This is a genomic window from Synechococcus elongatus PCC 6301, from assembly GCF_000010065.1.
Lineage (GTDB): Bacteria > Cyanobacteriota > Cyanobacteriia > Synechococcales > Synechococcaceae > Synechococcus > Synechococcus elongatus.
In genome coordinates, this window is sequence record NC_006576.1 from 309,032 (window position 1) to 334,146 (window position 25,115).

A 25,115-nucleotide genomic window follows, 5' to 3' on the forward strand; every position below is an offset into this window, starting at 1 on the left:
CGGCGGGGTGCGAGTCGGCTTACCAGAGGGGTAATGACTGCAAACCTGAAATTATTTTGTGAATGTAGGGAAAGAGACAAATCTACATGAATCAATCGTTTTGAATAAAGCAACCGCAATGTGTCTGCGGCTATTCCACGTCTCTACCCAAGCTTTTCCCCGCTCAGCGATGGCGGGGTTTTTCTTGGCCAAATCCATCAGCGCGATCGCCTATTTCTCTCCTCTCAGCCCGGAAGTTCAGTCTGAATCAGCCGCTTCCATCAATGCTGTGAGCCGAGGCAATAACTGCTCAAGTTCCTCTTCTTGCCATTCCTCACCGCTCGGTTGATTGGGATGCGGTTGCAATCGCGGTGGACTGAATCCTGCAGCGGCTTCTACCCCATCCGCCACGGCATACTGAAAGCCCTCGAAGAACCAAGCCTCTTCATCAAAGTCCGTGATATCGATCGCATCGGGATTGGCGATCGCCGTTTCGTAGGCTGCTTGCCCCCGTGAGATCAACGAAGCGCGAAAGACGCTAAATGCATCATCACTGCAGCCACCCTGCAGCAAATAGGCTGCGCCCCAAAGCGACCAATCGTAGGCTCGATCCATCAAGGCATCAAAGTGCTGACTAAAAGCGATCGCCTCTTCCGCACTCAGACTCGCAGGCTGTGTTTGCAAGCGATCGCACTTGGCCTCCATATCGCCATCACTGCGATCGTGCACGTCTTGAATGATGGCCCAGAAATCTTTGAGATCCATTATTTCGCGCCTGAAAGCAGCACCTAGATTGCCCAAGTATTCCTAGAGCGATCGCATGATAATGAACAGAGCCCTCTAAAAGTTAGCGCAAGAAAAACTCCCGCTAATTTAGCAGGAGTTCAGGTAAACCTTTGTGCAAAAAGGCAAAGAGTTGGGGACAATAAATTAACAGCAGCTATATGGCTGAAGCATATCTAATGCTGAACCTCCAATAATTAATGTTTCTGGAGTTGTTGTGGCAGTAATAACATCACCCATCATTGCATTAGAAGCCTTAAACAGGAGAAGTTCAGTAAAAGAATCACCCATTCCTGGATCTCGCGATTCAAAGGTAGTATCAGTTAGGACTCCAGCAATAGCAAAAATATCTGAGATCATTCCAACACTGACAATCACATAATTACCATCACCATCAATGAATGCAGTACCAACTGAAGATTGAATCGTAAAACCATCAGTTCCTACAATGATAGAGTCGATCGATTCAAAGTCAGTAATGTAATCAAATCCATTCCCGAAGGTGACACTACCATTTTCACCACTTGTCGCTGCGATACCGTCACCTGTTGCCGCAAAGCTAAAAGTGTCTGATCCAAGCCCACCAGTTAAGGTGTCAGCGCCAGTGCCACCGTTAATCGTATCGCTGTCTGTACCGCCTACGATTGAGTCATTATCATTATTACCTTCAATCAAGTTACTTCCGTTGATTGCGATAATAGTATCATTCCCATTACTGCCACTAACTGTGTTGCCAGATCCAGAGATAGTAAAACTAGGATTAATGGCAATCTCGATAGAATCATTACCCATGCCACCATCAATAGTATTATTTCCAAATTCAACATTAATGGTGTCACTGCCATCGCCGCCATTAATGGTAGAAGCGGAAAAGCCGAGGATTGAATCATTCCCTAGACCTCCGAGGAGAGTACTACCAAAACCAATCTCTGTGATGACATCATCATTTTCACCACCATCGATCGAGTTACTGCCAGCGATCGTTCCTTCAATCGTATCGTTACCGCTCCCACCTAAAATAGTATTACTGTCACCAAAACCTCGAATATTATCGTTACCTGAATCACCGAAGATTGAGTCATTTCCAAGACCACCATCGATCGTGTCAGCACCATCACCACCTAAAATAGTGTCAGCACCAGCGCCACCATTAATTCTATCGCTGTCTGTACCGCCTACAATTGAGTCATTATTATTATTACCTTCAATCAAGTTGTTTCCGCTGATTTCGATAATAGTGTCATTCCCATCACCGCCCAGAATAGTATCGTCTTGATCAGCGCCAGTGAGTCTATCGTCACCTTCAAATCCATAGAGCACTGCAGGATTAGTACCTATAGCAGTTAAGGTATCAGCACCGATCGTCCCGATTCCTACAAACAAACCGACACCAACAGAGTCTGTTCCATCAAAGACGTTCAGTTCACCGAACAGAGCAGTATCTAGCGCTGTAATCGTTGAGGTTGTTGGCGATCCATTATTAACCGTTCCAGGCATGAGGTTAGTTGTACCAACCCGTGCGGTTAAAGTGTCACTATCAATATCCTCTGCAGTGAAAGTGATGCTGTTAGCGTCAACAACAGGCCCTGCAGTAATTGTTGGAGCATCATTAGTGCCAGCAAGATTAATTGACAATGTCCTCGTCTGAGAGACTGCTCCACGTGAGTCTTTAACAACATAATCAATTGCAATTACTTGAGTATCACCAAGACCTAAGCTGTCATAGCTAGTATCGTCTTGGTCAAAGGAATAGCTACCATTAGAATTGAGAGTAAATCCTGCTGGAGCTACTTGATTAGGGGCAAGTAGGAAAGTGATTGGATCACCATTCGGATCACTGGCGATAAGCTGACCGTTAAAAAGACCCGCGTTTTCAGTAAGGTTTTGTGTTTGGCTTTGTGCGATCGGCTTGCTGTTGAAGTTGAACAGACGTGAAAAGAGCTTGACGAAAGTGAACGCACTGAAATTAAAGGGTGCCATGTCGGTAGAATTCTATGCCGTCGATGGATAAACTTGCCAAAGCGAAAGTCAAAACTGAAAGTCCGGGTTTTGACTAAATTGTTTGGGATTATAGCCCAGAATTTTCAAAGATGTTGGTAGTCGAGGCTTCCACAGATTTCCTGCTAACCACTAATCGAATCATCGTATTGAGGTTATGAAGAGCTAAAACTCGAGCCATGAACTGTACCAAACAATGATTACTCGGTCAGCAACTCAAGAGCGATCCGCACAAACCAGAGCCAAGAAAAGGTATTAACCTACTTCACCCTTCCCTAGTTTTTAAGAATTTTGGTTTCTCCAGAAGAAAATTCTTGTGACTCAGGATATCTGCCTTAGTCACTTCACCACAGTCTTCGTCATCTAGGTTTACTGGATTTATCGAGACTATGATTGTTTCCCATCAGAAAGTTAAGGCATTGACCTTTTCCTAGTGCAATGACTTTGCCAGCCTTGGCACTTGAGCCTGATAACTCAGACTCTAAAGGCATCAGATCTACAGCGATCGCACCTCAACGGGAGTTCCCGCCGCGAGGAAGTCCTGACCAGCCGGCAGAATTGCCCAATGGGTTGATTCAACCAGAGACTTGAGCGCTGCAGAGGACTGCTGAGGATCTACCCAGACCTTGCCCTCGGGAGTCAGCCGCGATCGCCAGAAGCACTGCAGTCCCTCTGGTTTGCGGACAGATTCTGCTAAAGGCAACCAAAGGGGCGATCGCACTTCGTTGCGGCAGGCCATCAGCAAGGGTTTCAGGAAAAACTCAGCCGTGACGGTTGTGGAAACAGGATTGCCCGGACAAGCCAAGACGAGGCCTTGGTGCTCCGGTGCGATCGCAAACAACAGCGGCTTTCCGGGTCGAATTGCGACTTTATGAAAAATCGTTTGGCAGCCCAAGCGTTCCAGGGCAGCGGGCACAAAGTCAGCAACGCCCATCGAGACAGCACCTGTGGTTAGTAATAAGCGCACGCCTTGCGACCAAAATTGCTGAGCGATCGCGGCAAACTGTTCGGGGTCATCCGGGACATGAGCGATCGCCCGTACCTCACAACCGAGTCGCTGCAACTGCTCAATCAAAAAAGGCTGACTGGAATTGCGGATCTGCCCAAGTTCCAACGTCGGTTGCGACCAAGGCACCACCTCAGTCCCTGTGGAAATCAAGCCCACAGGCAGTTTCGACCAGACTGGCAGTTCACCCATCCCCACAGCAGCGGCCAGCATCAATGCCATCGGCGTGAGTCGCTGACCTTTCGCCAGCAGGGGCGAGCCTTGGCGGAGATCTTCGCCCTGCCTTCGAATGAATTGACCGGCGGGAATCGGTGTCGAAACCGCGATCGCATTCTCTTCTTGCACCACATCCTCGACTTTGACGATCACATCAAAGCCAGCCGGAATTGGCGCACCCGTCATCACCGCACAGGCAACGCCTGTGGGATTTGCAAGTAGCGGTGGTTGCTCACCTGCCATCACACGACCAACAACTGGCAACCGCACGGGGCGATCGGGGCTGGCTGCCGCAACATCCTGACTGCGCAGGGCAAAGCCATCCATGGCAGAGTTGTCCCAGTGCGGTAAGTCGCAGGGCGCGGCCAAATCCTTCGCCAACAGGCGATCGCCCGTTTCCAGTAGCGGCACCCTTTCGATTGCCAACGGTAATTGCGCCACTTCAGCCAACAGCAACTCGATCGCTGCCGAATAGGACAAGATCATCACCGCTCCCTTGCGAACGCCCACTCATCTCTTCCCATCAAATCAGTTGGCAGCTCACTCGCTGGCACAATCGAGAGCGAAACAATCGGGCAGGGCAACAGCGATGAGCATCCGCATGATCGATGTCGGTGATAAGGCGGTCACGGAACGAACAGCGCGGGCTGAAGGTTGGATTCGCCTTGCCCCCGAGGTCTATCAGCGCGTTACTCAAGGTCAACTCCCCAAGGGCGATGGCTTTTTGCTTGCCCAAGTCGCCGGCATTCAAGGAGCAAAACGCACGGCGGATCTGTTGCCGCTCTGCCATCCTCTGCCGATCGAAGGGGTGAAAATCGACTGCCAGCCCCTAGCGGATAGCCAAACGATTCGGGTCGAGGCGCGAGTCCGCACCACCGGTAAAACTGGCGTGGAGATGGAAGCCCTCGCCGCTGTTTCGGCAGCACTGCTCTGTCACTACGACTTAACTAAGATGTTCGACGCGACTGCTGAGATCGGCGGTATTGGCCTGCTCGAAAAAACGGGTGGCAAGTCGGGTCATTGGCAGCGGCCAGCGATCGCTCCTGATGTAGCCCCAACCGGCGCCTTAGCAGGCGTTTTCGCAACGGTGACCACGGTCAGCGATCGCGTAGCGGCGGATCAAGCGGAAGATCGCTCAGGGCCACTGATCCAAAACTGGTTAACCGATCAAGCAGCAACGATCGCGACTGCAACCTGTGTTGCCGATGAACCGGCTTTGATTCAAGCGGCGATCCAAGCAGCGATTGCTCAAGGATCCGCATTGATTCTTCTGACCGGGGGAACGGGGCTAGGACCGCGCGATCGCACCCCCGAAGCGATCGCCGATCTAGGTGCCATTCCTGTACCTGGCATTGGTGAAGCGCTCCGCCAAGCCGGGCGATCGGAGACGGTAATGACTTGGCTGCCCCGCAGTGGCGGCTGGATGCTTGAGGGCAGTTTCGTGATCGCTTTGCCCGGCAGTTCCCGCGCTGTTAGCAGCGGTTTGGCGATGTTGCAACCCTTGCTGCCCCACAGTTTGGCAATCTTGAAAGGCGCAGATCATGGAACAGTGAAGGGATGACAACAACGATCACGCTGATCTGTTTTGGAGGGCTGGCAGCACTCAGTCCTGAGGGGCAGCCCATGCCGCTGGAGCTCGACCTACCGGCGACGGTTGCTGACCTTAAAGTGGCGATCGCCCGAGCCTGCGATCTGATGCCAGATTCAGCACTGGCGCAACTGCTGCAAAAGTCAGCGATCGGCAGCGAAACCCGCATCTATATAGATAGCGATTTAATCCCTGCCAGCCTCTCGCACCTGGCCTTGCTGCCCCCCGTGAGTGGAGGTTGAACATGCCAGACTTGCTGACCTGCGATCGCCATCAGATTGAACTGAGCCTAGCCCCCATTCCCCTCTCAGCTGCTGCTGAATTTTGTCACGACGATCGCTACGGGGCCTTTGCCAGCTTTGTGGGCTGGGTGCGGCGCGTCAATGTCGGTCGCTTAGTGACGGGCATCACCTATCAAAGTTTTCAGCCGCTCTGCCGCACAGTTCAGACCGAAATTTGCCAAGAGGCTGAGCAGGTGTTCGGCCAAGAACTGCGCATCTACGTCCAACACCGCCTCGGTGAAACTCGTGTTGGTGACCCCACCGTGCTGATCGGCGTCGGTGCCATTCATCGCGATGAAGCCTGTGAAGCCTGCCGCTACGTAATTGAGGAGCTAAAACATCGCGCCCCAATCTGGAAACTCGAACACTATGAAGATGGAGACTCGGGCTGGGTGCCTGGCAACTGTCTCTGCCAAGAGCGGCGATCGCGCGATCGCAGAGGATCCACAGGGCCGGAATGATCGTTCTAGCAGACCATCACGATCGGCAATTTCGCTATCTGCGCCTGTCCTTAACAGACGTTTGCAACTTCCGCTGCGGCTACTGCCTGCCCAAGGGGCAACAGCTGGATCCACAACGGCCCGCACTGCTCACCCTCCCAGAAATTCGGCATCTAATTGAAGGGTTTGTGGCGCTGGGGATCGAAAAAGTCCGACTGACGGGCGGTGAACCAACGCTGCGATCGGATCTAGTTGATATCGTGCGTGCCGTGGCGGCTGTACCCGGCATTCGCCGTGTTGCCCTGACCAGCAATGGTTGGAATCTGCGCGATCGCTTGGCCGATCTTCAGGCTGCTGGGCTGACTCAGCTCAATCTCAGTCTCGATAGTTTGGACGCTGCCCGCTTTCAGGCTATTACTGGCAGCAGCCGTTTTGAAGCCGTGATGGCCGCCCTTGAACAAGCGATCGCGCTGCGCTTACCGATCCTCAAGGTCAATGCCGTCCTGCTGAAGACGCTGAATTATCCGCAGCTCTCAGACTTTGTTGAATTTGTGCGCGATCGCCCCATTAGCATCCGTTTCATTGAGCTGATGCAAACCCTCGATAATCACGACTACTTTCAGCAGGAGTTTCTATCAGGCTCTGTCCTCACCGAACAGTGGCTAGCGCAGGGCTGGCAACCAATCAAACGCGATCGCACTGCAGGGCCAGCCCAAGAATATTGCCATCCCAATTACCAAGGGAAATTGGGCATAATCGCCCCCTACAGTCCTAACTTTTGCCAGAACTGCAATCGCCTGCGCGTCACCAGTCGCGGGGCGCTGCGACTCTGCCTGTTTGGCACGGGCGAATTTGACCTCCGCCCTTGGCTCCAACATCCCGATCAGCGATCGCAGCTTCTTGAGCAAGTCCAGCAAACCCTCAACTTCAAAACCGCAGGACACCAACTAGCTGAAGCCAACAGCGGCGATACCCGCAACCTAGCGACCTATGGCGGCTAGCAGGTTATTTCTGCCTTAGCGGGAATGAGCAGCCAATTGGCGCAGTTTGCGGAGGCGACGTCTGGCCACTTTTGGAGCTTTAGGACTGTATTTGCGATCAATGAGGATCAAGAGATGGCGATCGATCAGCATCATGGCTTCCTCCTAATCTCAACTCAGGAAAATTTTGCAACTTGATTCAACAAACTATCGAGTTTCTGATTACAAGCTGGCCTGCACTTTTATTATGACTCTCTCAAGATATTCAAGAAGATGCCAATGGCAATAATCAATTCAGCAGAGTAATTGATTTAAGGCAATCTAATTGCAGTTTGGTATTTAGATTGACAATTAAATTTACTTGAGTTTTGCTTTTGCAGTTATCTTGGTTTTTGAGATGAGCAAGAGAGGGAATAGTTGCTCGAGTGATCGCTGCTTCTGCCCTCAATTAGCTTGCCACGGGCCGCGACAGACGCTAAATGTCATCAAATCCCTACACCCCGCTCGTTGACTTGAGAAAGCAAGCTGTTCAAGGGCTGGGGTACCCTAGTCTCGATTCACAAACCTTTTTTGACGGTGAGTTGTTCTAGTTTTAGGGCAAAAGTGGTGCTAAAAAACCAGCTGTGGTTCTCACTAATGATGCCAAGAGGAGGCAAATAGAGAAATGCGCTTTCATTTGCGTAGCCGCTCTGGCGAAGAAATTGTTCTCTATCTGCGGCCTGGTAATCCCTCGGCACCGATTGAGATGGCGGGACCTGCCAATCTCTGTGGCACGGTTTCAACCCTGCTCAAGATGTCTCTGACTGGTTTGTCGGCCACGTCCGACGACTTACTGAGCCTCTGTGAGTACGATCCAGTCTTTCGCCATTGGTTCCGACTCGACGCTGTTGTCAAAGATGGAGATCCAGAGCCAGCCCATCGCGAAGATGCCAAGTTCGCAGCCATGGAGCCGATCTATCCATCCCAAGTGGCGGCCATGCGGCTGGGTGAGCGGCTGACTGCAGCGAGTCTGGTGACAAAGGAGCAGCTAGACGAAGCCCTGAAAGGCATTCAAGAGCAGATGCCACACCTACAAATTGGGGAAATTCTCTGCGGGCGGGGCTACCTCAGTCATAGAACCATGGAGTTTTTCCTCGACCCGATCACCAAGATGAACACGGCTTTTTTGACCCTGCGGCTGGGCGAGCGACTACAAGCAGCGGGTGTCGTCATCGATCGCGATGTCCATCGCGCCTTGCAATGTCAGCAATGGCTGCCGCTGTCTCTGGGGCGGCTACTGGTGCTGAACGGCGCGGTTTCGCAGGCCACAGCAGACTTTTTTGGTCGGTTGAGCATTGAGCCGTCCAGCCTGAGCTAACCCCCATGAAGAGGCTACAGCTCACACTCACGCGAGGGCAATGGCGTCACCTTTGCAAGAGTGCGCTGGGGGTCGTGGTGGCGATCGCGATCGGCAATCAGTTAGATCAGATTCAACCCGACATCTGGAGTTTAAGCGACACAACCTGGAGCGCTGTCACCGTCCTCGTTGTCCTGCAGGCCAACTTGGGGGGCTTAGTCAAAGCAAGTACCAGTCGTCTTCAGGGCACCGTCATTGGAGGAAGCTGCAGCACCTTAGTCGGGTTGCTGCTGGGCTTTTCCCCTTTGAGCGCCGGGCTTTCTGTCTTTCTCTCCTTAGCCTGCTGCTTAACGGCTGGGTTGAATGATGCTTTGCGGCTAGCGGGTCTAACCAGCTTGATTGTCCAAAGCAGCTTTGCGCTAGGTGTCAGTCAGCCTTGGTTGGTTGGACTGGGACGCTTCACCAGCGTCTTAGTGGGGGTCACGATCGCCTTTATCATCTCGCTGCTGCTCTGGCCTCAGCCAGCCTTGCGGCAGCTAGACCAAGAATTGCGATCGCTATTTGCTGATGCCGCCCAGCTCTACACTGCGTTGAATCTCAACGGCGACCAGGATGAGGCGATCGCAGCGCCGCAGCGCACAGCTGGTATTCAACGGCTCCGCCAGCATCTCCGACTCAATCGCCAGAGCCTCGATGAGATTCAGCATGAACCTTGGCTCGACCATGACCGTCGTAGCCAGCCCGATCTGCGAGCCCGCGAAGCCGACACGTTGGTTTTTGCCTTGTATGCCCTGGTGGAGCTCCGGCGCGAAGGTTCCATGCCGCCAGAACTGGAGAGCCCCGATCTCGATTGCTGCATTCAGCAAGGGCTGCAAAGCCTAGCTCAGAAGCTTTCCCTGCCTGCTGAGATTGGCCAGCAACTCGCTACAGTCCTAAAAGAGCAGGTTGAACATCTCCGCACTCTACGGCAACGCCGCGCCCTGCGATCGCTTGATGAGGCTGACTTACTGCGCGGCTTGGCATTCCTACAAGAGATCACGCTGATCGGTCGGCTGCTTCTCCGTTTGGAAGGCCGGCTGGACAATCATCGCTATTGGGATGTGACAGCTGCTAGTGAATGAGCGATCGCACCCTTACCCGCTTGTATAGCAGTCTGCAGGCAGGTGAGGACAATTTGATTTTGGCTTGGCTGGTGCGGATTGGACAGCCTCTGTCCTTTGGGGGAGTTGAGTCCCTCAACCCCCTCGCAAAAACGTCTTTTTTTGATAGAGATGATGTGGTGGCAGGGAAACAAGCTGCGTCAGAGTCGATCGCTTCAGACAAGGACAGTGATGTGGTTGCCCTAGACCAAGCTCTCACGCTACGCTAGTTAACTGTTCGTTTCGCAGCAGAGCAATGCCGAAACTCAAAACTCGCAAAGCAGCGGCGAAGCGGTTCCGCATCAGCGGTAACGGCAAAGCCATCCGCCGTAAGGCTTTCAAAAACCACCTGCTCCAACACAAAAATGCCACCCGCAGACGCCGGCTTAGCCAGCCTGAGGTTGTGCATGAGACCGACCAAGAGCGGGTGAAGTTGATGCTGCCTTACTCCTTCTAGGACGCGGCCACTTCCCCTCTTAGTAAACCGAAGGATTCCAGACCATGGCTCGAGTGAAGCGCGGCAATGTTGCCCGCAAACGTCGTAACAAAATCCTGAAGCTGGCGAAGGGCTTCCGGAGCGGTAACTCCAAACTCTTCCGCACTGCCAACCAACGTGTCATGAAGGCATTGACCAATGCCTATCGTGACCGTCGTCGTCGCAAGCGGGACTTTCGCCGTCTTTGGATTGCCCGGATCAACGCCGCAGCTCGTCTGCACGGTGTCAGCTACAGCCGCTTGATCGGTGCTCTCAAGAAGGCCGACATTCAAATCAACCGCAAGATGCTCGCTCAATTGGCTGTCTTGGACAGTGCGGGCTTCAAAGCGATCGTGGACCTAGCACTGAAGGCTTAGGTTAATCGTTATGAATAAAGCCAGCCGACCGACCCTGTTGCGACGCTGGCTCCTTCTTGGGACGTCAGTATTGGCGTCCTTTTTTTATGGTGCGAACACCAGCGGTACGATCGCAGCTGATCTAGAAACAATTAAGCGCCGCGGCTACCTGATCGTTGGTGTGCAAGCTAACGTTGCCCCGCTGTCTTGGCAAGATGCCCAAGGTCAATGGCAGGGCTTTGAAGTCGATCTGGCGCGATCGCTGGCGGCAGAGTTATTAGGAAATTCAGCTGCAGTCCGATTTGAAGGCTTACAGAGCCGCGATCGCCTACCCGCCCTCCTAGCGGATCGCGTTGATCTACTGATCGCCCAAATGACCGTGACTGATGCGCGGCAGCGGGTGGCGCAGTTTAGTCGGCCCTACTACCGCGATCGCATTGGACTGCTCACAAGACGAGGGATCACTCAACCGCAGCGGGTAGCTGTCCTGCAGGGATCCAGTGCGATTCCCTTATTGCGCTGGCAAGCGCCCGAGTTGGCACTTGTGGGCGTCAAGAGCTACGCGGCAGCCCAAACGGCCCTCGATCGCGGTCAAGTCGATGGGATCGCGGCCGACCGCTTGGTTTTACAACAATGGCAGCGCCAGAGCGATCGCTATCAGCTGTTGCCCCAGCAATGGGGCGATTTTCCACTGGCGATCGCCCTGCCTCAAGGACTGCAGTACCGATCCCTTCAAATTGCCATCGATCGCCTGATCCAGAACTGGGATGCAGATGACAAGCTAAGAGACATCCGAAAGCGCTGGGGCCTTTGAGCCGCAGCCACCTGCTGGTCTTCTTTATCCATGCCCAAGACATTATTGGCGTCGCCGCTCTCACCGAGTGAGCGCGATCGCAAGTCCAGAGAGTTAGAGCGTACGATTCGCCGTGCCTCGGGGTTAACGCAGTCCTACTTATTTTTGGTCGTCACCTCAGCCCTTGTCGCAACCTTTGGGCTACTGGCTAACAGTGTGGCCGTAATCATCGGGGCGATGTTGATTGCTCCTGTGTTGCAACCGCTACGAGGTTTGGCGCTGGCTGGCGTCAATGGCAATCCTCGCTTGCTCAAACGGGCCGGCATTAGCCTGTTGGTCGCCGTGCTATTGGCGATTGCCCTGTCTTGGTTTTTGGGGCGGGTCGTCGCCTTGCCCGAATACGGCAGTGAGGTACTGGGTCGCACCAATCCCAACCTGATCGACCTCGGGATTGCTGTAGTGGCTGGTGCCGTCGCGGCCTATGCCAGCGTTGAGCACAACCTCAGCGATGCGATTGCAGGGACCGGGATTGCAGTTGCTCTGATGCCGCCCTTAGCCACAGTCGGACTGACGTTAGCGCAGGGGGATTTGCGAGCCAGTGGCGGGGCAATGCTGCTCTTTTTGACGAACGTGGTGGGCATTATTCTGGCTGAAATTCTGACCTTCAAGTTGATGGGGGTCAGCCGCCACAAAACCTCACGAGGCCTCTATCTCAGCCTAGTCCTCACCTCACTTTTGAGCATTCCCCTCGGCCTGAGTTTTTGGGAATCCCTACAGAATGCTCGTCTGCAACGTGACCTGCGGGAAATTCTGCTAACTGAAACGATTACGGTCGGGCGGCAAGTTCAGTTGCAGGGGGTCAATATCAACTGGAACCGCAAGCCGGTTGAAGTACAGCTGCAGGTGCGGGCGCTGCGCCCTGTTACACCGAGACAGGTCAAACTCGTTGAAACATTTCTTGAGAACAAATTGGGGCAACCCGTTCGCCTGATCTTCTTTGTCTCGAGTTCTGTGGAAGTGACCTCCGATGAGCCCCCAGAATTGGATATCCCCGAACCGGCCCCAACTAAACCGCCTGCTCCTGCTATAGAAACCAGCCCTGCAGGATCAGCTACAGACCCAGCGGCGGAAGCACAGCCAGCATCGGATACGGAAGCTGACTCCCCGACAGAACCAGCCACAGTGAAGCCACCGGCAGCTTCTGAGGTACCGTAAGGAACGGACCTACACTGCTGCGATCGCTCATGGACGGGACCCCGACTCTCTACCTGTTTGCGTTGATTGGCCTGTTGGGGACAGCGGCATGGTTTGTGTTTCGCCAAGTCCTGAAAACTCGGCGCACCGAGGTAGATTTCAGCCGCCTCCAGCAGCAGTTGAGCCAAGGTCGCGGTGCTGCTGAGGATCACTACCGGTTGGGAAGCATCTTCCTTGAGAAAAAACTTTACGGCCCGGCGATCGCGCAGTTTCAACTGGCTCTCAAGGACAAAAATTTGACTGATCCGGTAGGTTTAGCTCTGCTCTATAACGCCCTTGGCTATGCCTATGCAGCGCAGGAGCAGTTTGACCTCGCGATTCGGCAGTACAAAGAGGCGCTGGAGCAGCAGCCAGATTACGTGACCGCGCTGAATAACCTTGGCTTTGCCTACGAGAAGAAGCAGTTGCTCAGCCAAGCGATCGCCACCTACGAATCCGTCTTGGCTCTAGAGCCGAATAATCGCACCGCTCAACGGCGATCGCAGAGTTTGCAGCAGCGTGTCTCGCCCTCGACGTAAGCCCAGCGATCGCCTGTAATGTCTGGCCGAGAGCAAGTTGTGGTGCTCTGCAAGTAGGTTAGGACATTTTGTCTGAAGGGTATTGGCTGGGGAGTCAACAGCCGCTGTCCGTGGGGGTGATTGCGCACCCCCACACCCACGCATTGGGGGACTCGACTTCCCCAAGCCCCCCGCAACAAGATTTCGGGTGAGACTGATCGGTGGGGCCGCGATCGCTGCGGGTAAAACTAGCCGGTGATGACCTTCGGTGTGAGGTCAATGGGATCACCCTAAAGCATCCTGTTTAACTTGCTAGATACTGTGCTATTTCCGACTGCAGCCGTTGCCCCAGCCAAGGTGTCAATTGGGCAGCAAGTTCCGTGGGTGTGACGCCCAAGGCTGTCTGCTTCTGCGCGATCGCCTGAGCGGTTCGGCTATGCCACCAAGTCGCGGCGATCGCGGCGGAGACGGCATCTGTTTGCGCCAAGAGTCCACCCAGCAATCCGGTCAGGACATCGCCTCTGCCGCCTCGGGCTAAGGCAGGTGTACTGTCCACTAAGGCCCAACTCGCGCCAACGGGCGTCACCACCGTTGGAGAAGGCCCTTTGCGCACCAGAATGAGCGATCGCTCAGATGCGGCTGAAGAGAGGCTTGCGGGAGTGGGGGCAGACCCAAATAGCCGTTGAAATTCGCCCGCATGGGGTGTGATCACAGTCCTAGCCTCCGCCGGTCGTAAAGCCCAATCCTCAGGATGCTGAGCCAAGACGGTCAGCGCATCAGCATCGATCAAGAACGGTGTTGATTGCTGCAAAACCCTGTGCAGGATGGTGCGAATTGTTGGCCCGGTCCCAACCCCTGGTCCGATCGCAATGGCGTTGTAACGATCGCGGTCGATGGGCAGCTCAGCTATCTCGCCAGTCTCAGTTTCTGGACAAGCGACGACGAGAGCTTCTGGAACTTGAGCGATCGCGATCGCACTCAGACTGGCAGGCACCGCTAGGGTCATCATCCCGACGCCACTCGATCGGGCCGCCAAAGCCGCTAATAGCGCCGCACCCCGATAGCGCTGGGAACCCGCGATTAACAGTAGCTGGCCGCGCCGATACTTGTGAGCATCCGCCGCGATCGGGAGCGGTAAAGCCGCGATCGCCGCTTCATCGGTCAGGATCTGGCGATCGGGGACTGGTCCCAAAACGGCAACAATATCTGCTTCAGCAATGCCGAAATCAACCCGCTCCAACTCACCATGCCAAGGAGCTGCCACCAGCTGAAGTAATCCTTGCTTCCAAAGCCCTAAGCAATACGTTCGTTCCGCTCGAATTGCTGCGCCGAGCGGCTCGCCAGAATCAGTATCTAAGCCAGAGGGCAGGTCGATGCTGAGGATTGGTTTGCCACTGTCATTGAGCTGGGCGATCGCGGTTTGTGTTGCTTCATTCAACGGGCGATTCAGCCCAAAACCAAAGCCCCCGTCCAGCCAGCGATCGCAATGCTCGGGATAGTCGCAGGCGATCGAAATCCCGAGGTGCTGGGCAAATTGCAGATGTGCCTCGGTCAGAGGCTTGCGGCGCTCAAACGGATGCCAGATTTGCACTGGATAGCCCTGCAGGTGTAATTCCCGCGCAACTACTAACGCATCACCGCCGTTGTGCCCTGGCCCCACCCAAATGCCCCAGCGTTGGGTGCGATCGGGGTATGCCATCTGCAAGCGTTGACTGAGCAGACCCGCGACTTTCTCCATCAGTGCGGCGACGGGCATGCCAGCAGCAAACAAACGCGATTCGATCGCCTGCATCTGCTCCGCAGTCACCACCACGCGATCGGCCAAAGACAGTGCTGCCATCAGTTCTCCTGCCGCTATCCTCAAAACACAATAGGGCGGGTCAGACAAAGATGGCTGAGCGGTGTTTTCAGCAAGCGATCGCATTTCAAGCCAGTTGCGCGGCGGTCGAAGCTTGCTTCCAGGATTTAGAGCTGATGCATCGCTGGCTCAACCCACTCCTGCGCTGTCGCCCTGAGGGGGACTGGAATCTCGATCGCGGTAGCCGCAACCGATTTCAGATCCAAATTCCCTTGATCTATCCCAGTCTGGAGTGTGTTGTTTGCGATCGCGCCGAAGGACTGATTGTCTGGCAGTTTGAAGGATTTTTTCAGGGAACCGACACTTGGCGCTGGTGGCAGGAGGGTGAGCACACCCAACTCGACAATTGCTTCCGCTTCCGGATTGCCAAGCCCTGGGTTGCTTGGGGCTTCGATCGCGTCGCGGCCGGAGTCACACAACGAGATATGCAAGCCCAACTTCAGCGGCTTAAAGCGATCGCAGAAACATTACCCGTCGCCTCGACAGTGACAGATAATCTGCCCAGTCCCAGCCCCGAGGCCGCCGCTAGTCCATCCACTCCAGCAGACCGTCCTCTCTAGAAGGTTTTGGTTCAAGTTCCCTTGATAAAATCACCCCACGCGATCGCCGGAGTGATTCATGGGCAGCGCTTCTTCTTGCCGCCGCATCTACATTGGCACTGAAGCCAACCAATACTTAGCGGAGCAGACGTTGATCTATTCGATCCGCAAGCACCTTTCGGATCCCAGCATTGAGATCATTCCGCTGACCCAAACTCAGCAGCGCGTTGGTGGCACCCGTTTTGGCTTTGTGCGTTTCACGCTACCGCAAGCAATGGGCTATCAGGGCAAAGCCCTCTACCTCGATGCCGACCAGCTAGCCCTCACTGATTTAGCGCCAATCTTTGACCTTTTGCCAGACGACAAGGCGATCGCCTGCGTCTACGAAGCAGAAGGGCTTTACAACGGCAAACCCCATGTCCAGACCTGGCATACCAGCGTCATGCTGCTGGACTGTGAGCAACTAGCCTGGCAACCAGATGAGCTGTTTGCCACAGTGGTGCCGAACAAGCAAGAACCTAAGCCTGGTCAGATTCGCTATCGCAACTTCATGGAGCTGCAATGGTTCGAGCAGGAGCGCATTGCCAAGCTGCCGCCTTCTTGGAATCACTTCAACATCGTGACGCCCGAGACGAACATTGTGCACTTTTCCCATGTCCGTAGTCAGCCTTGGAAAAATCCTCGCCATGAGTTGACGGATTTTTGGCTGGGTTATCTCAAGGAAGCGATCGCAGCAGGTTATTTACGGCGACGGGATGTAGTCGCAGCAGTTGCACGGGGACATGTTCACCCTTGGACGCTCAAAGCGATCGCCTAGGCGACCGAGAGTCTAGAAACCAAGGCGTTCCCAGTTGAGAATCAACACGGTTGCCAAAACGAGGGTGACGCCCAGCATGGCAAAGCGGCCATTCCAGATCTCAGCCTGTGGCGTAAAACCACGTTTCCAGGCATTCAACTCTTCTCTAGGCACAAGAGGTGTGACGTCGGTTTCTGAAACGTCAGTGAGGTTGAGCACGCGGCTATCAATAGGGGCCATAAGGGGGATCCGAGGATTGCACTCCAACCTGGATTTAGGATCAGGTCTGATCCCTGCCAGATGATTAGTTGCTTTACATATTGACATCATTACAAAAATTGTGGGTGGCTGCCCTTACTGTTAGCGCTGCGCATCAGAAGAGTCATCTTTAGACCGGTTGAGAACCGGCTACCCTGATTAGCTCTCTATTAACTTTTGCAAGCTTTCTGAAATAGCTGAGCTGCAATCCGTTGAACGCCTCCATGAACCGGCGCCAAGGTATTGGTAGCGTCACACTGCTCAGTTCAATCCAAGGATGGCGCGGGCGAGCTGGAGATAGACAAACACACCAGCGACGTCAACTACCGTAGTGATGAAGGGTGCAGACATCAACGCCGGATCGAGGCCAAGGCGTTTGAAGACCAGGGGTAGGACTGATCCAGCAGTGGAAGCCAAGATCGAAATCACCAGCAAGCTGAACCCCACCGCGATCGCGACTTGCCAGTTGCGTTCCAGCAGAAACGCCCAAACAGTGACCACCGCAGCCAGCATGACTCCCAGTAAGGCTCCAGCAATCAACTCCCGCGACACAATCGTCATCGGGTTCATACTCCGCAGGCGATCGGTGTTCAAGCCTCGAATCACAACCGTGGAAGACTGCGCCCCCACATTGCCGCCGGTGCCAATCAATAGCGGAATAAAGGCAGCTAAGGCAACCACTTTAGACAGCACATCTTCTTGACTGCTAATCACTGCACTCGTGCCAGTATTCGTAATCAACAAGACAAATAGCCAAACCACTCGGCGGCGGGCTACCGTCAGCAAATTGGTCTGGAAGTAGTCATCTTCACCCGACTGCACGCCGCCCAGGGTGTAGATATCTTCGGTTGCTTCCTCTTCCAAAATGTCGATCACATCATCGACGGTGACGATCCCGACTAGCCGTTCTTCGCGATCAACGACTGGCACTGCCAGCAAGTCATAACGCTGGATCACCCGGGCGACTTCTTCTTGATCTGTGTCGGTATGCACACTGATCACATCGCGGGTCATCAGTGCACCAATACTGTCCTCCGGGGGGGCTACCAACAGCTCCCGCAGCGATAAAATTCCAGTCAGCCGACGACTGACATCCGTAACGTAAAGGGTATAGATCGTTTCGGTGCGGGGCGCCATCAAGCGCACGCGAGCCAGCGCCTGATCACCCGTCATTCCCTCTTTCAAGGCAACGTATTCCGGGGTCATCAACCGGCCTGCTGTGCCCGTTCCACAGCCGAGCAGCAGTGATGTAATCTCGCGTTCCGCGGGACTGAGTTGCTGCAGTAGCCGCCGGACAATTTTGGCAGGGAGCTCATCAAACAAGCGCACGCGATCGTCGGGCGACATCTGCTCGACGAGGTCGAGGACATCCTGACTGCGCAATTCATCAATCAGTGCTTGCTGCACCGTGCTGTCGAGGTACTCGTACACCTCGATCGCTTCATCTTTGGGTAGAAGACGGAAAGCAAGAGCCTGTAGCGTTTCAGGTAACCCTTCGATCGCCTCAGCAATGTCGGGATATTGCACCGGCTGGAGCAGGACTTTAGCTCCTTGATAGTCGTTGATTTCCAACAACCCCTGTAGTTGCTGTCGAACGATATCGCGAAGCTCTTGGCTGGCGATCGTCCCTTGACCTTGCTCTCGGTTGCTGTCGACCACGCCTTCTCCCTCGCGGCTCCCGAGAGTCTATCAAGAATGCTCCCTATCGGATCAGGACGATCGCGGAAGTTGCGGCAGACAGCGGGGATGACCGCAGGAGGAACAGAATTCTCTCTCATCCTCCTCTCGTCGAGGTTCTGGCAAATGACTATTGAGAAGCAGAAGCAAGCGTGAGTAAAAGTGCGGAGATTCCCTGAGAGGCACCCCAGAGCCCTCACAGCGCCTTGGGCCGCATCCGCCGAAGAGCAACGCCCTGGCTTGCTCAGGCCGATGGCTCGGTAGACTCGTAAGCAACGCTGGTTCCTCTGTCATGTCTGCTGTGCATCTCACTGTCACCCCTCCGGGCCCGATTCGTTTTGGTACTGATGGCTGGCGGGGCGTGATCGCAGCTGATTTCACCTTTGAACGGCTCTTTCGTGCAGCTGGAGCAGCAGCCAAAGTCTTAGCTAGGACTTACGGTGATAACGGGTCTCGCCGCATTTTGGTCGGCTACGATCGCCGTTTTTTGTCAGAAGAATTTGCCAGCATTACCGCCCAAGCGATTCAAGCGGTCGGCCTCGAAGCCCAACTCGCCTCGAACTACGCCACAACTCCTGCCCTCAGTTGGGCAGTTCACGAGCAAGCCGCCCTGGGTGCCCTGGTCATTACGGCTAGCCACAACCCAGGACAATATTCCGGGCTGAAGATTAAAGGCGCTTTTGGCGGCTCAGTGCCCGGCAGTGTCACTGCTGAAGTCGAGGCGCTTTTAGATCAGGGCTTCACACCAGATCTGCCGGATTCCTCAAGTGCGATCGCCCGCTTCGATCCCTGGCAATCCTATCGGCAGATGCTGCGCCAGAAGGTTGATCTGGCTGCCATTCAAGCCGCGATCGCCGGCGGGCGACTGAGTGTGTTTGTCGATGTCATGCACGGCGCTGCTGCGGGTGCTTTGGCTCAGATCCTAGAGGCGCCAGTCACAGAACTGCGCAGCGATCGCGATCCACTCTTTGGCGGCGGTGCACCGGAACCCTTAGCTGCCAATGTAGTTGGGCTCTGCCAGCGACTGAGTGATGGCGTCACTACACCTTTGGCAGTCGGCTTTGTCTTTGATGGCGACGGCGATCGCATTGCAGCGGTCGATCGCTCCGGTGAGTTTCTGAGCTCCCAGGTCTTAATTCCAGTACTGATTGAGCATCTAGCGGCCCGCCGCAGTTGTCCCGGCGAGCTAGTCAAAACCGTCAGTGGCTCGGACTTGATGCCCAAAGTTGCGGCACTCTTCAACATTCCTGTCACGGAACTTCCGGTTGGCTATAAATACATTGCCGATCGCATGCTGAGCCAAACCGTTCTATTAGGTGGCGAGGAGTCTGGCGGCATTGGCTACGGCAGTCATATCCCCGAGCGCGATGGTCTACTCTCAGCCCTCTACCTACTGGAAGCGATTGTCCAGAGCGATCGCAACCTCGGCGATCTCTATGCCGATCTGCAGGCTCGCACACAATTCCAATCGACCTACGATCGCATCGACCTGCCCCTAGCCGATATGAGTGCCCGCGATCGCGTTTTGCAAGCACTGCAGACCCAGACCCCCCAAGCGATCGCCGGTTTAGAAGTCATTAGTTACCAAACCATCGATGGTTTTAAGTTTCGGCTCAGCGATGGTCGCTGGCTAATGGTGCGCTTTAGTGGCACCGAACCCCTGCTGCGGCTCTACTGCGAGGCATCCAGCCCAGAGGCCGTTCAGGAAACCCTCAACTGGGCTAAGGATTGGGCGCAGCGCTGCTGAAAGCCGTCGCTTTGGCAGTACGCTAACGGCAGTCGACCTCTGGCACCATGACTGACGGTTTGCGCACCCCTCCCACCTTTGTTGCCTTTTGTCTGCGTCTGAGCGGGCTATTGATTGTGGTGGCAGGCATCCTCGGACTGCTGCTCCGCCTTCTGGCCGCTTCCTGGAGTGAGCTGACCTGGCGAGCCAGTTTTCTGGCGGAATTTGCCGATCGCGGGGTTATTCCGCTGATTGGTTTAGCCCCGTTTATTTTCGGCTGGGGCCTCGATGGTTTGTCGGGCCGCAGTGGGGGGCGCTGGCAACAGGTTCGCTTGCCGCTGTTTGCAGTGATCGCCTTACTGGGAGCGCTCTATTTGGCGGTCGTTCCGCTCTATTGGAACGACAGCAGTGCGGCAGGTCGTGAGGCACGGCAGAACCTCAATAATCAAGTCGCTCAAACCGAAGCAGAAATCAATAACCGCTATCAAACCCAAGAGTCTGTTCTTGCGCAGCTGTTGGCCAGTCCTGACCAGATCGCGGAATTAGAACGGGCGATCGCGGCCAACCCCAATGCAACGATTCCCGACTTTCTGAAGAAGAATGCCGCTGATTTGCGCAACAACCCCGAGAAAGTGCGGCAGGCCCTGCGCAATGAGCAAAAACAAGAGCTCGATCGCGTCCAAGCTGAGCAGCAACGCCAAGAGCGTCAGCTCAGTAGTGAATTGACCCGTAGCCAAGTGCGTATTGCCTTGAACGCCCTGCTGTTGGCGATCGCCTACCTCTGGCTGGGCAATGCGGGCCTACGCTTGCCCCAACGCTCCACGGCGCAACCGGAAGCAGACGCATGAAGCCATTAGTCGTCGCAACAGGGAATCCGGGCAAACTGCAGGAGCTGCAAGCTTACTTGGCTGAGAGTGGCTGGACCTTGCAGCTGAAGCCAGCCGATTTAGAAATTGAGGAAACTGGCCAGACCTTCGCGGAGAATGCCGCCCTGAAAGCGCAACAAACCGCGATCGCGACGGGAGAATGGGCGATCGCTGATGACTCGGGACTGAGTGTCGATGCGTTAAACGGTGCCCCCGGACTGTTTTCCGCTCGCTGGGGCCATAGCGATCGCGATCGCATCGATCGCTTGCTGCGCGAACTTACAGGACATGAGCAGCGAACCGCAGCGTTCATCTGTGCGATCGCTGTTGCCTCACCCCAAGGCAACATTGTTCTGGCGGTCGAGGGCCATTGTCCCGGCGAAATCCTGACAGCCCCGCAGGGGGCGGGTGGCTTTGGATACGACCCTATCTTCTGGGTGCCCGAGCTGTGCTCAGCTTTGCTGAGTTAGCGCCTGAGCAAAAACGCCAGGTCAGTCATCGCGGGCGAGCCCTTGCTCAGCTTTTGCCCCAACTGCGATCGGTGGCGACCCAGTAGACGGCGCAGCCCTAGTCTCTATGCTCGCTGGGCCAAGAGCGAAGCAACGGAGAGAACTTGAACGAGAAGGCCAGTCGGCGATTGTTAAAATTCAGGCGGCAGGGCGAGGGCACTGAATGTATGTACTGATTGGCGGCGCCGGCTTAATTGGACAACAGCTAGCTCGACAAGTGCTGGATCAGGGGCACACGGTCGCCGTGATCGATCAGGATCCCCAAGTCTGCAAGATGGTGCGCGATCGCCTTGGTGCTATGGCCTTTGAGGGCAGCGCCGTCAACACGGATATTTTGCTCGAAGCTGGGATCTGTCGCGCCGATGCCGTGGCAGCAGTCCTGCGCCAAGACGCACTCAATCTGGCATTGGTGACTCTGGCGTGTCACTACGGCGTCTCGCGGATTATCAGCCGCATCAGCCAGCAAGACTTCATTGAGCCGATGCGGTTGGCAGGAGCTCATCACATCATCAGCACGGTCGATCTGGTCGTCTCGACGATGGTCAACGCGATCGAATGCCCGCAGGTGGAATCGATGCTCCACTTCGAACAGGGGCAGATCGAGGTCTTCAAGTTGACCCTCGACAGTCAGTCACCGGTGATTGGCCGCAGTGTCGCAGCGATCGCGCAGGATCGGAACTTCCCCAGTTCGTCGCTGATCATTGGCTACCAGTCCCATCCCCAGGCAGATCTAGTGATTCCCAGTGGTAACACGGTGCTAGAGGCCAATGCGACGGTTCTGCTGGCAACCAAACCCGGACTGGTGCAATCCTTGGTCAACTTTCTGATGCCCAGTCTCTTTAGTCCGCTTCAGCCCGCAGGAGTTCTGCATCAATAACCTGCAGGCGATCGGCGATCGCTTCCTCGGTCAGAATGCCTTTGCGCGCCGAATCGAGTAGGGCATTTTTTTCCACCAGCAGTAAGCGACGCTGCAGGCTCGAAAAAGCGGGAGCTGCGCTGTTGCGGAGATTGGTCGATCGCCGGTTGTAGAGGCCGCGCAGCGATTGCTCTGCTCCTGCGATCGCCAGTTGGTAGCGCGCCCGTAGTTCTTCATGGACTGCCTTGGGCAAGACCCCTGCATCGTAGAGGTTCAGCAATTCCGATTGCACCGCTTTACCGGCAATCAGCTGCGCTTGCAGTTGTTCTGCTTCCTGCGATCGCGTCGAGCGGGTCGCCACCTTCAAGCGTTTGACAAACCAGGGCAAGCTCAACCCCTGCACCACCAGAGACAGCAACACCACCCCAAATACGAGGTTGACTAGTTCACTGCGGTTCCCGAGGGTAGCGGGCAAACTCAGCGCCAGAACCATCGAGAGCGAACCCTTGATATTGCCCAAAAACAACACATGCTGCCAGCGGAAGGGGATGGGGCGATCGAAACGGTTGACCAGCGCCATCAGGGGATAGACCGTGACGAGGCGAGCAAGCTGGTAGGCCACGATCGCCAGCAGGACAGCCGGCAGCGTTTGCAGCAGCGATCGCGGATCGACTTCTACACCGATGAACAGAAAGATGAAAGTGTTGACGCAGAAGGCTGCGTACTCCCAAAAGTTGATCAGCGTCAGCCGACTTGAGGGGGATTGGGCGCGATCAAGGGCGAGATTCCCCACCGTCAATCCTGCCACCACCACCGCAACAACGCCGGAGACATTCAGCGCTTCCCCTAGCTGAAAGGTGCCCAAGGCCACGGCGACAGTCAGCAGAATGCCACTGAGGGAGTCATCGGCAAGGGTGCGAAACAAGCCCGAGGCCAAGTAGCCCGTCGCCAGTCCCAGCAGTCCTCCCCCCAAAACCACCAGAAAAAAGGACTGCACTGCACTGATTGCTGTCACCTGCTCACCGGCCTGCAGTTCGACGATCAGGCCAAAAATCACGAGGGCTACCCCATCGTTGAACAGACTTTCCCCTTCCACAATCGTGGTCAGGCGTGAGGGCACGGCAATCTCCCGGAAGACGGCAATCACCGAAACCGTGTCGGTAATCGCCAGAATGCTGCCCACTAAGAGCGCTGGTATCCAGTCAAGATTCAGGCCAAATTTCAGCACACTGGCCGTGACCCCCGTGGCTAGCAGAATGCCCGGCCCCGCCAAGACACTGATCGGAGCAAATGAGCTGCGCAGCCGACTGATGTCGGTGTTGATGGCGGCTTGGAAGACCAAAATGGGCAGAAACAGATTGAGAATTAAGCCTGAATCAATCCCTAGGCGACGCGGCAAGAGGTTGGTAATCGTCAATCCCGCCAACACCAGACCGGTGACGTAGGGAATGCGAAAGCGCCGCGAAATCAAGGCCACAAGCGTGGCCCCCAGCAGACAAATCGTCAGGGTGGTGGCCAGGTCGGCGCTGGGTTCTGGCTTGGCAGTGACCGCAGCCAGAGAGAGATCAGCGAGCAGAAAAGGCAGCACGGGCAGGAGGGGTAGCGATCGCCCTCTAGTGTGCGACAAAACCTCAGACTGCAGCGGTCGTTAACCCCCCTTGTTAGGATCAAGGACTGTCCTCTTTCGTGGCGGTTCAGGGCAGCAGTCCACCCATGGTTTTCCTCCCGTCATGAATCAGTACTTTGCCACCGTTGGCCGGGGCCTCGAAGCAATCGCAGCACAAGAGCTGGAGCAGCTTGGGGCCCAAGCGGTGGAACCCCAGTTTTGTGGCGTCGCGTTTCAAGGCGATCGCGAGTTGCTCTATCAAGGTCAACCTCTGGGCACGCATTCCCTTTCGGATTCTCTGGGAGATTGATCAGTTTCCCTGCTGGGATGCCACGGATCTCTACGAGGGCATCCGCGATATCGACTGGACCTATTTCTTGACGCCCGATCGCAGTTTTGCAGTCAGCGCCACGGGCAAAACCGATCGCCTCAATCACAGTCACTTCACCGCCCTCCAGGTCAAAAACGCGATCGTCGACCAACAGTGGGAGCAATTCGGCGAGCGATCGCCGATCGATACCGAACGACCAGATCTGCTAGTGCGGGTTCACCTGGCTCAAGAGCGCTGCAGCCTCAGTCTGGATAGCTCTGGCAGTAGCTTGCACCGACGTGGCTACCGTCCAGCGGTTGGCCTGGCGCCACTCAAAGAATCCCTCGCAGCGGCATTGATCCAACTCTCGGGCTGGGAGTCATCGCAGATGCTCTACGATCCGCTCTGCGGTTCTGGCACCCTGCCGCTCGAAGCAGGACTGATGGCCCTGCAGATTGCGCCGGGTCTATTCCGCGATCGCTTTGGTTTTGAGAGCTGGTGCGACTTTGATGCGCAGTTATTCGAGACTCTCTGCCAGCAAGCCCAAGCCCGTCGTCTGGAGGTACTGCCCGCACCGATTTGGGGTAGCGATCGCGAGGCAGCAGTCGTCGATCAGGCGATCGCCAATGCTGAAAACTCTGGTTTGGCAGAGCGTGTCTATTTCTCGCAATTAGATTTATCAGACGTGGTCGCTCCTGCTGATAGCGGTGTCTTGATTTGCAACCCGCCCTACGGTGAACGGCTCGGCAGTGATAGCGATTTAGGGGCGTTCTACAAGCAATTGGGCGATGTGCTCAAGCAACAATTCAAGGGCTGGACGGCTTTTGTTCTCAGTGGCAACAAGGAGCTAGCGCGGGCGATCGGGCTGAAATCTGCGCAGCGGACGCCTGTTTATAATGGGGGATTGCTCTGCCAGTTAATGAAGTACGAGCTCTACTAATAGCTCAGCTTTTGGATTCGTGGTGAGCGATCGCGCTTTTATTTCTGTTGGCT

General features: G+C 55.3%; 24 protein-coding genes and 2 pseudogenes. 19 read left to right on the forward strand and 7 right to left on the reverse strand.

Annotation, left to right across the window (positions count from 1 at the left end):
- Nucleotides 1-237 precede the first annotated feature (237 nt).
- The 3 genes from SYC_RS01365 to SYC_RS01375 form a co-directional block, all read right to left on the reverse strand.
- Nucleotides 238-744, reverse strand: a complete 507-nt coding sequence (locus SYC_RS01365) for a DUF4240 domain-containing protein (protein WP_011242579.1) — start codon at nt 742-744, stop codon at nt 238-240.
- A 165-nt stretch (nt 745-909) separates the two neighbouring features.
- Nucleotides 910-2,742 (reverse strand): calcium-binding protein, encoded by a 1,833-nt coding sequence (locus SYC_RS01370; RefSeq protein WP_011242580.1) that lies wholly within the window; start codon nt 2,740-2,742, stop codon nt 910-912.
- 514 nt (nt 2,743-3,256) lie between these two features.
- Nucleotides 3,257-4,468, reverse strand: coding sequence for a molybdopterin molybdotransferase MoeA (locus tag SYC_RS01375; protein ID WP_011377960.1), 1,212 nt, complete (start codon nt 4,466-4,468; stop codon nt 3,257-3,259).
- 103 nt (nt 4,469-4,571) lie between these two features.
- Here SYC_RS01375 and moaCB point away from each other — a divergent pair, with 103 nt between their 5' ends.
- From moaCB to SYC_RS01435, 12 genes are all read left to right on the forward strand, one after another.
- Complete coding sequence (moaCB, locus tag SYC_RS01380) at nt 4,572-5,543, forward strand: bifunctional molybdenum cofactor biosynthesis protein MoaC/MoaB (RefSeq protein WP_011242582.1); 972 nt, start codon at nt 4,572-4,574, stop codon at nt 5,541-5,543.
- Complete coding sequence (moaD, locus tag SYC_RS01385; RefSeq protein WP_011242583.1) at nt 5,540-5,812, forward strand: molybdopterin synthase sulfur carrier subunit MoaD; 273 nt, start codon at nt 5,540-5,542, stop codon at nt 5,810-5,812. Before moaCB ends, moaD begins: the two co-directional genes overlap by 4 nt.
- A 2-nt stretch (nt 5,813-5,814) precedes the next feature.
- Nucleotides 5,815-6,312: a molybdopterin synthase catalytic subunit gene (locus SYC_RS01390; RefSeq protein WP_011242584.1), complete on the forward strand. Its 498-nt coding sequence runs from the start codon at nt 5,815-5,817 to the stop codon at nt 6,310-6,312.
- Nucleotides 6,309-7,292, forward strand: coding sequence for a GTP 3',8-cyclase MoaA (gene moaA / locus SYC_RS01395; protein WP_011242585.1), 984 nt, complete (start codon nt 6,309-6,311; stop codon nt 7,290-7,292). The genes SYC_RS01390 and moaA overlap by 4 nt, the downstream gene beginning before the upstream one ends.
- A gap of 643 nt (nt 7,293-7,935) precedes the next feature.
- Nucleotides 7,936-8,628, forward strand: coding sequence for a hypothetical protein (locus SYC_RS01400; protein WP_011242586.1), 693 nt, complete (start codon nt 7,936-7,938; stop codon nt 8,626-8,628).
- A 5-nt stretch (nt 8,629-8,633) separates the two neighbouring features.
- Nucleotides 8,634-9,728, forward strand: coding sequence for an FUSC family protein (locus SYC_RS01405; RefSeq protein ID WP_011242587.1), 1,095 nt, complete (start codon nt 8,634-8,636; stop codon nt 9,726-9,728).
- On the forward strand, nt 9,725-9,976 hold the full coding sequence (locus SYC_RS01410; protein WP_011377953.1) for a hypothetical protein: 252 nt from the start codon (nt 9,725-9,727) through the stop codon (nt 9,974-9,976). Before SYC_RS01405 ends, SYC_RS01410 begins: the two co-directional genes overlap by 4 nt.
- A gap of 26 nt (nt 9,977-10,002) precedes the next feature.
- On the forward strand, nt 10,003-10,203 hold the full coding sequence (rpmI, locus tag SYC_RS01415) for a 50S ribosomal protein L35 (RefSeq protein ID WP_011242588.1): 201 nt from the start codon (nt 10,003-10,005) through the stop codon (nt 10,201-10,203).
- Nucleotides 10,204-10,247: 44 nt separating this feature from the next.
- The gene (gene rplT, locus SYC_RS01420) at nt 10,248-10,598 is read left to right on the forward strand and encodes a 50S ribosomal protein L20 (RefSeq protein WP_011242589.1); all 351 of its coding nucleotides are present in this window, start codon (nt 10,248-10,250) and stop codon (nt 10,596-10,598) included.
- 10 nt (nt 10,599-10,608) lie between these two features.
- Nucleotides 10,609-11,391: a transporter substrate-binding domain-containing protein gene (locus SYC_RS01425; RefSeq protein ID WP_011242590.1), complete on the forward strand. Its 783-nt coding sequence runs from the start codon at nt 10,609-10,611 to the stop codon at nt 11,389-11,391.
- A gap of 30 nt (nt 11,392-11,421) precedes the next feature.
- Complete coding sequence (locus SYC_RS01430) at nt 11,422-12,585, forward strand: DUF389 domain-containing protein (RefSeq protein ID WP_011242591.1); 1,164 nt, start codon at nt 11,422-11,424, stop codon at nt 12,583-12,585.
- Between the two features lie 29 nt (nt 12,586-12,614).
- A complete protein-coding gene (locus SYC_RS01435; protein ID WP_011242592.1) occupies nt 12,615-13,142 on the forward strand; it encodes a tetratricopeptide repeat protein in 528 nt (175 codons plus the stop codon).
- A 283-nt stretch (nt 13,143-13,425) separates the two neighbouring features.
- Here SYC_RS01435 and SYC_RS01440 read toward each other — a convergent pair whose 3' ends face one another.
- The gene (locus tag SYC_RS01440) at nt 13,426-14,961 is read right to left on the reverse strand and encodes a bifunctional ADP-dependent NAD(P)H-hydrate dehydratase/NAD(P)H-hydrate epimerase (RefSeq protein ID WP_011242593.1); all 1,536 of its coding nucleotides are present in this window, start codon (nt 14,959-14,961) and stop codon (nt 13,426-13,428) included.
- 50 nt (nt 14,962-15,011) lie between these two features.
- Between SYC_RS01440 and SYC_RS01445 the strand changes: the two genes are divergently transcribed.
- Together SYC_RS01445 and SYC_RS01450 are read left to right on the forward strand one after the other, a co-directional pair.
- Nucleotides 15,012-15,539, forward strand: coding sequence for an SRPBCC family protein (locus SYC_RS01445; protein WP_011242594.1), 528 nt, complete (start codon nt 15,012-15,014; stop codon nt 15,537-15,539).
- 58 nt (nt 15,540-15,597) lie between these two features.
- Nucleotides 15,598-16,335, forward strand: a complete 738-nt coding sequence (locus tag SYC_RS01450) for a glycosyltransferase (protein WP_011242595.1) — start codon at nt 15,598-15,600, stop codon at nt 16,333-16,335.
- A gap of 12 nt (nt 16,336-16,347) precedes the next feature.
- On the opposite strand, the gene SYC_RS01455 is transcribed toward SYC_RS01450, so the two are convergent.
- Nucleotides 16,348-16,554: a hypothetical protein gene (locus SYC_RS01455; RefSeq protein WP_041676904.1), complete on the reverse strand. Its 207-nt coding sequence runs from the start codon at nt 16,552-16,554 to the stop codon at nt 16,348-16,350.
- A gap of 279 nt (nt 16,555-16,833) precedes the next feature.
- Nucleotides 16,834-18,231 carry a magnesium transporter gene (gene mgtE, locus SYC_RS01460; protein WP_011242596.1) on the reverse strand — a complete coding sequence of 466 codons (1,398 nt, stop codon included), beginning with the start codon at nt 18,229-18,231 and terminating at the stop codon, nt 16,834-16,836.
- Between the two features lie 310 nt (nt 18,232-18,541).
- On the opposite strand from mgtE, the gene SYC_RS01465 reads away from it, so the two are divergent.
- From SYC_RS01465 to SYC_RS01480, 4 genes and pseudogenes are all read left to right on the forward strand, one after another.
- Complete coding sequence (locus SYC_RS01465; RefSeq protein WP_011242597.1) at nt 18,542-19,996, forward strand: phosphoglucomutase/phosphomannomutase family protein; 1,455 nt, start codon at nt 18,542-18,544, stop codon at nt 19,994-19,996.
- 47 nt (nt 19,997-20,043) lie between these two features.
- Nucleotides 20,044-20,823, forward strand: coding sequence for an HpsJ family protein (locus tag SYC_RS01470; RefSeq protein ID WP_011242598.1), 780 nt, complete (start codon nt 20,044-20,046; stop codon nt 20,821-20,823).
- Nucleotides 20,820-21,397: pseudogene (rdgB, locus tag SYC_RS01475) on the forward strand (RdgB/HAM1 family non-canonical purine NTP pyrophosphatase). The gene SYC_RS01470 and the pseudogene rdgB overlap by 4 nt, the downstream one beginning before the upstream one ends.
- Before the next feature lie 116 nt (nt 21,398-21,513).
- Nucleotides 21,514-22,227, forward strand: a complete 714-nt coding sequence (locus tag SYC_RS01480) for a potassium channel family protein (protein WP_011242600.1) — start codon at nt 21,514-21,516, stop codon at nt 22,225-22,227.
- Here SYC_RS01480 and SYC_RS01485 read toward each other — a convergent pair.
- Complete coding sequence (locus tag SYC_RS01485) at nt 22,190-23,833, reverse strand: cation:proton antiporter (RefSeq protein ID WP_198407991.1); 1,644 nt, start codon at nt 23,831-23,833, stop codon at nt 22,190-22,192. The two genes, SYC_RS01480 and SYC_RS01485, sit on opposite strands and share 38 nt — an antisense overlap.
- A 103-nt stretch (nt 23,834-23,936) precedes the next feature.
- Between SYC_RS01485 and SYC_RS01490 the strand changes: the two are divergent.
- Nucleotides 23,937-25,062: pseudogene (locus tag SYC_RS01490) on the forward strand (THUMP domain-containing class I SAM-dependent RNA methyltransferase).
- Nucleotides 25,063-25,115 lie beyond the last annotated feature (53 nt).